The sequence below is a fragment of the Formosa algae genome, assembly GCF_001439665.1.
Taxonomy (GTDB): domain Bacteria; phylum Bacteroidota; class Bacteroidia; order Flavobacteriales; family Flavobacteriaceae; genus Formosa; species Formosa algae.
In genome coordinates, this window is record NZ_LMAK01000061.1 from 1 (window position 1) to 9,233 (window position 9,233).

Annotated in this window: 10 protein-coding genes; all 10 read right to left on the bottom strand. The window is 30.2% G+C overall.

The window, feature by feature from the left end:
• Positions 1 to 458, bottom strand: a 458-nt coding sequence (locus tag AST99_RS12885) for a hypothetical protein (protein WP_057782256.1), incomplete at its 3' end; no start/stop codon positions are given.
• Complete coding sequence (locus AST99_RS12890; protein ID WP_057782258.1) at positions 451 to 1,257, bottom strand: sulfotransferase family protein; 807 nt, start codon at positions 1,255 to 1,257, stop codon at positions 451 to 453. The genes AST99_RS12885 and AST99_RS12890, both read right to left, overlap by 8 nt.
• Positions 1,247 to 2,239, bottom strand: a complete 993-nt coding sequence (locus tag AST99_RS12895; RefSeq protein WP_057782260.1) for a glycosyltransferase family 2 protein — start codon at positions 2,237 to 2,239, stop codon at positions 1,247 to 1,249. The genes AST99_RS12890 and AST99_RS12895 overlap by 11 nt, the downstream gene beginning before the upstream one ends.
• A gap of 54 nt (positions 2,240 to 2,293) precedes the next feature.
• Complete coding sequence (locus AST99_RS12900) at positions 2,294 to 3,454, bottom strand: glycosyltransferase family 4 protein (RefSeq protein WP_057782262.1); 1,161 nt, start codon at positions 3,452 to 3,454, stop codon at positions 2,294 to 2,296.
• 5 nt (positions 3,455 to 3,459) lie between these two features.
• Positions 3,460 to 4,707 carry a glycosyltransferase family protein gene (locus AST99_RS12905; RefSeq protein WP_157486386.1) on the bottom strand — a complete coding sequence of 416 codons (1,248 nt, stop codon included), beginning with the start codon at positions 4,705 to 4,707 and terminating at the stop codon, positions 3,460 to 3,462.
• Positions 4,708 to 4,718: 11 nt separating this feature from the next.
• Positions 4,719 to 6,008, bottom strand: coding sequence for a glycosyltransferase family protein (locus AST99_RS12910; RefSeq protein WP_057782266.1), 1,290 nt, complete (start codon positions 6,006 to 6,008; stop codon positions 4,719 to 4,721).
• Between the two features lie 10 nt (positions 6,009 to 6,018).
• Positions 6,019 to 6,993 (bottom strand): glycosyltransferase family 2 protein, encoded by a 975-nt coding sequence (locus AST99_RS12915; protein WP_057782268.1) that lies wholly within the window; start codon positions 6,991 to 6,993, stop codon positions 6,019 to 6,021.
• Positions 6,993 to 7,742 carry an acyltransferase gene (locus tag AST99_RS18910; protein WP_057782270.1) on the bottom strand — a complete coding sequence of 250 codons (750 nt, stop codon included), beginning with the start codon at positions 7,740 to 7,742 and terminating at the stop codon, positions 6,993 to 6,995. Before AST99_RS18910 ends, AST99_RS12915 begins: the two co-directional genes overlap by 1 nt.
• Positions 7,742 to 8,635 (bottom strand): glycosyltransferase family 2 protein, encoded by an 894-nt coding sequence (locus tag AST99_RS12925; protein ID WP_057782272.1) that lies wholly within the window; start codon positions 8,633 to 8,635, stop codon positions 7,742 to 7,744. The genes AST99_RS18910 and AST99_RS12925 overlap by 1 nt, the downstream gene beginning before the upstream one ends.
• A partial coding sequence (locus AST99_RS12930; protein WP_057782274.1) for an acyltransferase occupies positions 8,626 to 9,233 on the bottom strand: 608 nt, incomplete at its 5' end. The genes AST99_RS12925 and AST99_RS12930, both read right to left, overlap by 10 nt.

Here is a 9,233-nt window from a genome sequence, read left to right on the forward strand (position 1 = left end):
AAAATAAATAAAAATGAAAAACCAAAAGTCAATATTAAATAACAAATTAATATTTTACGTACAGAATAACTAGAATCTATAATTTTATCGATTGTTAATCCACTCATTTTTTTATTTGTCATCCAATATAAACCAAGACTAAAACAAATAAGACCTATATTACTTATCGCATTCGCATCATATAATCTATAAATATTTTGATAGAAACTAAATTGTTCTTCCAAAGGAAGACCTGAAATATTACCATATACTATCTTAATATTTATAGCTAACCATTGAAATAGTAAAGCAAAAAATAATGTCGCATAAATAGGGTTTCGGAGTCTGAAAAACAACTGAAAAACTACAGATAGCGAAAAGAATGCTAACAAACTAGACATAAAATGAGGTCCGATTATAGCTAACAATAACCAAGGAATAACTAAAAAACTTATAATACGAGAAGCTTCCTTATTCACTAACTTCTTTATTTAATTTCTGCATGACTTCTTCTAATTTTTTTTTATTAAAAAACTTGAATCCTACATTTTTTTTATTTATTAAGGTATCAGATTCAAACACTTTATCAACATTATAATGATTTAATTTAACACCAAATTTACTGTTAATTGTATCTATATTATTATTATAGTTATTTATAAAGTCAGATAAATTATATAAAACTATATCTTCTGGATATAGCTCTTTGAATCTTAAAATACTCTCATTATAAATAACCCATGCTTTATAATGGTTGTATTGTAAATATTTACTGTAAATAGGATACAATATAGAGTGCCCTAAACTTCTAAATTTTGAGTAGTTGACACTATGTTTAATTTTATATTTATATCTTCTATCTAAAGAATTTATAACTTCATCATAATCTCGATAAATAGCGATTACTTTAAGATCTGGTATTATTTTTTTCCATTCTAATAAATAAAGAGTACTACGAGGATCTTTCCAGCCCCATACGTTGTATAACTTTCTTGATTTTAATAGATCCTCAACTATTGGTTTGCTAACATCTCCGAATTGAAAATTATTTTTTTCAACACCCTTCAAGCCTGTACTTTCATATCCCTTACTTATTAAATCATTCTCATGTAAGTTTACGAATTCATTATCCTCAAAATGTCCATTTTTATTATCAAACCCTCCATCCATCAAATCATCACCAATAAACAAGCCCGATTCTCGCAATAAATTTGTACTTAAAGAAGTGCCTGACCTATGCATTCCCGCAATTAAAATAGCTTGATTATTATCTTCCATCTGTATCAAAAGCTTGTCTATAATATAATTTGTTTAAAAAAATTTTATTCAACTTAAATATCCCTAAAACTTTAAGAGTAGTATACCTAAAATAATATGAAGGTATACTACTATATTTCCTGATTACTGCCAAAAAATGCTTAGCTGCTTTTTTATCTCCAGTTCGTAATAAATTTAAATACAGACCGAAATATTGATTATAAACACGCCATTTAAGACCTCGCTTAATGTATTTTATATTATTTTCAGGAACTCTTTTCAATAATGTATTTATTATGGCATCATTCTCTTCTATTCTATAAATCCACATCTTAGGATTCCGACTTAACTGCCCTGTATGTCTTCTTAATTTAATCAAATACTTTTGTATAATCCCAACTGGTAAATCTTCTGTTATACGACACCAAAACTCAAAATCACCAGAGTATTTTAAAGTCACATCAAAATATCCATATGTTTCAAAAATATGCTTTCTAATTGAGACATTGGCTATATTTCCAGGAACGCTTCCTGCAATCAACGATGTTAATGTATGTGTTAAAGCACTCATGGTGTCATGGTTTGACAATGGTGTTTTTTCAATAATTTGATCATTTTCGTCAATAACTTCCACTCTTGAAAATGCATATGCAATATTAGGATGAGCGTTATGAAATTTTACAGTTTCTAATAAACAAGAGGGATTCATGATATCGTCTTGAGACCATAAATGTATAATTTCACCTTTAGCGTGCTTTATTAGATTATTTAAATTCCCGAAAAGACCAAGATTTTGTTCATTATGAAATACTCTTAAATTTTTATTTTGAAGTTGATCTAAATATTTCCTTGTTTCAACATCTGAAGGACTATCGTTCCCGACTAAGACTTCAAACAAAACACCTTCTTGATTTAAAACAGAATCTAATGATGTCTTAAATAATGGCATCCCATTATATGAAGGTACGATAACAGATATATATATTGTTTCTTGGGTTTGCATAATCTATTTCTAATAGGTAAAAATTTTTATATCAATTACAGCGTAGATTTATATTTAAAAAGCCTGTTCTAAAGCTTCTACTATAGCTTTAAAATTCCATTTATTTATATTTTGTTCTGCTGCATCTCCCATAGTTTTCAATTTATCAATCGATAAGGTATTAAATATATCTATTAAAGCTAGCTCATCTTGATAATTAAAAGTAAAACCATTTTTTCCTGTTTGAACAATATCTGATGCACAACCTACTTTTGTACTTACAATTACAGGTTTAGAAGAGGCCATAGCTTCGTTAACTGCTAAACCCCAAGTTTCTCCTGGACCTTTAGATGGTAAACAAAACACATTCCCTAAACGGTATAAAATTGGCATTTTACTCTGATTTTGGAAAGGTATAAATTTTATATTAGAATCATTTTCTGCTAATTTAAGTAATTCATTTTCTAAAGGACCATGTCCAACCATTAATAACTTTAATGCCGTTTCTCTATTTATATTAGCCTTTTGAATAGCTTTCAACAAAAAATCAGGTTGTTTTTTAGATTCGAATTTACCTGCAAATAATACTACTAAATCATTTGATGTATATCCTAATTCTTTTCGCCATTTTGTCGCTAAAGCTTCATAATTCTTATTTTCAGAATCATTAAATCTTTCGTTATCTATAGCATGAGGGGCCAATATTAATTGACTCTCTTTTAATCCTACTGATCTAAAATAGGCTTTATTCTGAGAACCTACATAAAAGGCTTTATCTATAAACCTGTATATATAGGTTAAATAATATTTTCGGAGGACTTGTTTAATTCCAGGCGAATCGTCCAATAAAGTAGAGTCTCCTCTAAACCAAACGGGTATTTTACCCTTAAAAAACTTCATAGCATTTAAGTGACTTTTTAAATACCATCCAAAGATTAAAACCGCATCTGGTTTCCAAGAACTAATTTTATCATTTAATTCGGGACAATCAATTCCGTTTTTATGGTGTGTTCCTGGATCTTCAGAAACATTATTCACAAACTCATACGTATAGCCTTCTAATAATGGAATATCCCATTTAATAGTTTTACCGAATGTTTTATCTTTTACTTCTTCTGCAGCTTGAGACCATGTATAAAACACTTTTACCTCTACATTTCCTCGCTCAGCCATTAATTTAAACCAAGGTGCATAATATTGTATAGGATGCGTCGTAACTATTGCTAATTTTTTCAAACTATCTACTTTTGGTTTAAAACTTTGTCCATAACTTCAGCCAATACTTTTGCTGATTGTTTTGAAGAATATTGTTCAATATTTTCCAAAAGTGGACTCCATTCTTTTTCTTTCTGAAACTCCTTTAAAACCGTTTCAATTTTATCTGCAATTTGAGCTTTGTTTTCATTTTCAAAATACTCAACCAAATAAGCTTCAGCTTTAACGTCTTTTATAACTTGTACGGCTTGACTTTCACCATGTAAAACAGTAAATAACGGACGTTCGCTTAACAAACATTGATAGGTTTTTGAAGCAGTGTAATGTTTTTCTGTACTTCCAAACAAAAGCACCCGATCTGCTTTACTTATATAATTTAGGATATTAAGAAACGGATGTCGGTTTCTATCTTCATAAACGATATCTTTTAATCCATAATCTGCAGCATAGGCAGTAATACGTTTTGCAGGATAAGGTCCGGTACCTATAAAAAACAATCGGATATTAGAATCCCATTCCTTTTTGTTTTTTAATTCTGATATCGCTTTAAAAAAAGCATCCATAAACATATGAGAATTAGGCAAAAATGCCCCTGCATAAATCCAGGGTTTACAATTAGGAATATCATCCCAAGGCATTTTTAAACCTTCAAGCTCAACCTTATGATCATTTGGATCGAAACCATATGGCATACCAGCATGTACAGGTGGTGTTTTAAAATTACGTTCTATAACAGGCCAATAATAGGGTGTAGAAACTCCAGTGATAAACGCTGCTTTTTTTACAGCATAAGGTTCTAATGTTCTTGCTACCGTCTGACTTAGTTTGGCTCTCGTATCATTTTGATTGGTTATATCTCTAACCCAAGGATCTATATAATCTATACCATAAGGAATTCCGGTTTTATCATGTAAAACACGCCCTAAAATGGCTGTGTAAAATGAAGGAATAGGAATCCAAATACAATCTATTTTACGTTCTTTACATATTTGTAAAGCCTTTTCTTTAAGAAATGGAAATGCTCTTAAACCAATATCACCAATAATACGTGGTTTTGAAACTTTATATGCTTTGGTATAAATGACTTCAATATCTTTCGAAGCTGTTTTAGAAATATGGGGGTCCGGAGTTTCCTCATAATATTTAGAATCTACAGTAAGTAATAATGGCTTATAACCAAATTGCTTTAAGTAATTCCCTATTAAACGTGGTCGTTGAACACCTGCAAGATTTGCGGGAACCCAGTGTGGATATATAATGAGTACTGTTTTCAAAACGTTATTTGTTATAGTATTTGATTCCAAAGTTTTTGAATTTTAATTTGTTCTGCATCCCAACTCAAAGTTTTTCCTTTTTGGAATCTAGAAGCTTTATTCACTTTAATTTGATCTTTATTTTGATACAGTTTTACTATGGTTTCTGAAATTTCAACCTCAGATTGATTGCTTAAAATACCTAATTCAGGATAATCTGTAATAAACTGCTCTTGTGCTTTTGTATTTGTGGCTAAAATATATAATCCTGCTTGCGCATAGGTTATAATTTTATTGGTTAAGCATATTTGTCTATTTAAATCTCTAGAATTAAACTCTAGTGCCAAACCAATATCAAACTGATTTAATGTGTCATGTAGCTCTTGTTGTCCTAAAGGTTCTTTTATGATTATACTCAAATTTGTATGCTCTAATTCTTTACAAATTTTTAAAAGTTCTTGTGTCTCAAAATTTGAATCTAATTCACCTATAAGCGTTAAGCTTATGTCTATATTAGTATCTGATTTCGAAATCACTTCTAAAGCTTTAAACAATTGTTCCAAACCACGTCCAAAACTAATCTTTTGGCTAAACCAGACCAATTTTAAAGGGGTTTCTTTTTTATTTAAATCATGTTCTGAATAAGATAACAAATTGAATTCATTATCGTTAAATCCATTTAAAACGACAGCATGACTAGGATGCCCTTCAATTAAATTTAGAGTATACTTACCTATAAGCGGACTAGCAAACGTTAGACTTTTAGCTTTAGGCAAAAGGGATTTCATTAGAAACTCCGTTCGTTTTTTTGCAACGTCTCCATCTGTGGAAACTATTTCTCCAGGATGATAATCTTCAACATCAAAAACAAAAGGCACATTCCACAACGCACTTAATTTCTGTGCTGGATATAAAGCCCCCATATTATGGGCACAGATTAAATCGGGTCTGTTTTTAATTTTTTTTGCTAAATCGTAAATCTGTAGAGACCTTCTATTATTCGCTAAAGCATTTAATTTAAGATGTGTAGAAATAAAACCGGTTACTTTTTTAGCTAACTTTTCTGAAATTCCTAAACAAATCCATTTTAATTTATTTGAAGGAATAGCTTCTATTTCTTCTATAGTTAAATAGCTTTCGTCGTTGTTATTAATTCTTAATAATTGATCTTTTAGCTGAATACTTTTAGCATCACTCCAATTATTAAGCTTAAACATTATAATAGTTACGCGATGTTTAAGTTGCAGAGCCAACTGCACCTCTTTTACAAGTCGTGGATTAGTGGCTAAATTATTAGTGGTTAAGAATAGTAAATGCTTCAAATTACTTAAATTATCTGTTTAAAAATGTTCTACCATAAAATGCAACTAACTTGGCTGTTCTCCATCCTAAAGTATTCTTAATAAGCTCTATAATATTCCCGCCTAAAACAGGATTGTAGTTACTTCCTCCTAAAGCTTCACATTTACTAATTGCCGTATTATAAATCGTTTTATATTGTGGCCATGCATCTATAGCTACATGTTTATATTGCGTTGCAATGGCTTGTTTTGAAGCATCAGATTCTGTTCTAGAAAACAAATATTTAGCTTTTAAATTTGTAGCTTTAAGAAGACTATCTAAATGAATTTCTTTTTTTTGTGAGGCTATATTTTTACCTGTGTTATGTTTTCTGTAGTAATTTATAACCTCAGGAACATAAATAATACCTGAACTTTGTAAACCAACTCGCGCAAAAAATTCACCATCTTGATCTTTTGCTAAAGATTCATTCCACAATCCTGCTTTTTCAATTAAAGTTCTAGGTGTTAACCAGGCACTAGTTTGTATCATATGCATTGGTAAATTATTACCTCCCCATAAATTAATAAAAAGCTCATCTGGTTTTGAAGTAGAGAAAACATAAGCATGATCCACACATTTACCTTCTTCAATTCTACCAGAGAAATGAACCGTATTACATACAGCCAATTCCGTTTTCGATTCGTTTAGAGCCTCAACTTGTTTTGCAATTTTATCTTTGCTTAAAATATCATCGGCATCTAAAAACTGAATATAGTCTCCTGTACTTAATTCAAAACCATAATTTCGAGCCGCACACGCACCTTTACCTTTATTGAGTTTAACGATGATATTCTCAGACTGAAATTCTAAAGCCTTATTAAAAGAATCATCTGTAGAATGATCATCTATAATAATAATTTCAATATTAGTATGAGACTGATTCAATACAGAATCAATAGTTTCTTTTAGAAACGTACTCGCATTATAAAGCGGGATAACTACTGAAACTTTAATAGTTTTCATTACACTATCCTTTTTATTAATTTTGCAGGAATTCCTCCTACTATTGTTTCTGCTTCCACACTTTTTGTCACCACAGAACCCGCAGCAATAACAGCACGTTCACCAATAACAACACCTGGTAATATAGTTACATTAGATCCTATCCAAGCTCCGTTTTCTATTTGAATAGGTTTTGAAACAATACCGCCTTTCCAAGCAGCAACATTCTTATCTTTATATTCATGATCGTGCGTATACAATGTACAATTTGGACCTATAGCAACATCTGATCCTATAACAACATCATTAACCAAATCTATAATAGTAAAATCACCTATATGAGAATGATCTCCTATTATCAGTTTACCTACATAACCTGATTCTCGAGCAAAAATTGCACAGTGTGTTTCTATTTTCACTGCGCTACCAAAACTCCAATCTGAATTCACATACAAACGAGCATGTGCACCCAATTTAAATTGATCTCCAATTTTTAATGAATGATTCTTATTCACCAATATTGTAGATGCTTCTTCAAAAAGAGCATCTTTTCCCACGTCTAAAATAGCTTTATTTCCAACACCAATATTTGTACGTTTTTCAAGCTTACTTTTATCACCTAAACTAAACGTCCCATTACCTTCTCTAATAACAGGAAATTGAATGGACACATCTTTACCTATATTAGATTGACTAAGCTTTAATACCCAGAATAATTGCCTAACAAGATGATTAATATGATACTTAATGAATCCTAAGATAATCTTCATTAACCTAATTTATTTTTAATTATATCTATATAATTTAAAGTACTAGCTTTTTTCATTTCTATAGCTTTTTTTAAAGAATGATGCTTAATTGCGGACACTATTGCTTTAGATTGCTGGTTCTTAACTTTTTTAATAGCCTTTTCTTTATCTTCACCTATTAATGGACATTTATCACTCTTTAATAATTCTTCTGCTGCTAAAATATATTTAAACGGAACATAGGGGTCTGTACGATTATCATTCATCTGTTGATCATCATGCTCTCGATACCATACAATTCCATGAGGCATTAATACGACAGGGAATTTTTGAGATAATAAATGCCACATTTCAAAATCACCTAAGTGTTGTTTTCCACTAAAACCTCCAACTTTATCAAAAGCAGACTTGTTAATAATAGCTGATAATGGTGCTTTATGAAATAATTGTTGTTCAAAATAGTGTCTTTTATACGCTTCTGAAGTACTCAATTGAAAGGGAAACATTTTTGTTTTATCTTGAGGTAAAGAACATAAGCCATAACCAGCATCTGGAAATTGTTCTATATAATAAACCAATAGTTCTAGTCCGTGCGGATAAATCATATCATCTGCATCGACATATTTTATATACTTCCCTTTAGCATAAGATGCCGCCTGATTTCTATTAGGATAATCGCCTAAATTCTGTTCGTTTATATAGACATGTACACGTGTATCTTCTTTAGCAAATGCTTTAGCAATACTAACAGAATTGTCTTTACTTCTATCATCAACTACAATTAATTCTAGATTAGAATACGTTGATGCAAGAACACTTTTTATAGCTTCTGCAATATATTTTTCTCTATTATATACCGTCATTAAGACGGAAACTAACACAGTATCGTTTCCTTTATTTTTATTTAATTCCATGTTAATCCTTTTTTAATTAATCTAGCTGGGCTACCAACAAATAATCCCGAGTCCATAGATATATCATTAGTGATAATAGAACCGGCTCCAATAATTGAACCATTGGCTATCCTACTTCCTTTTAAAAGTGTACACCTACACCCTATCCATACATTATCACCAATAATAATTGATTTTGGACTATTAATTACGTTTCCTTTTTCATCTATAATAGTATGTAAATCACTATCCATAAACAAACACTCCCATGACATCAAAACATTATCTCCAAATTTTATATTTTTTGAACATATTATAGATGATTCTGCTGTAATATTAAAATTATTACCTAATTCTAAAACACCTCCAATAGATAAACATGCTCCATGACCAATGTCTGTATTTCCGTTAAATATAATTGTTCCAGTAAGTTTTAAAATAGTTCTACTTTTTTTATTATCAAAGATACTAACATCACCAAAACCTATTTTTATCATTCCTGTTCTTATTTTAGAATTGATAATAACTTTACCTTTGATTTTTTTTAAACAAACATGTCTTGAAAGAAAAACAGGGAGTTTAACAGCTTCTTTAAATGGTAAATATTTAAAATTAAAAT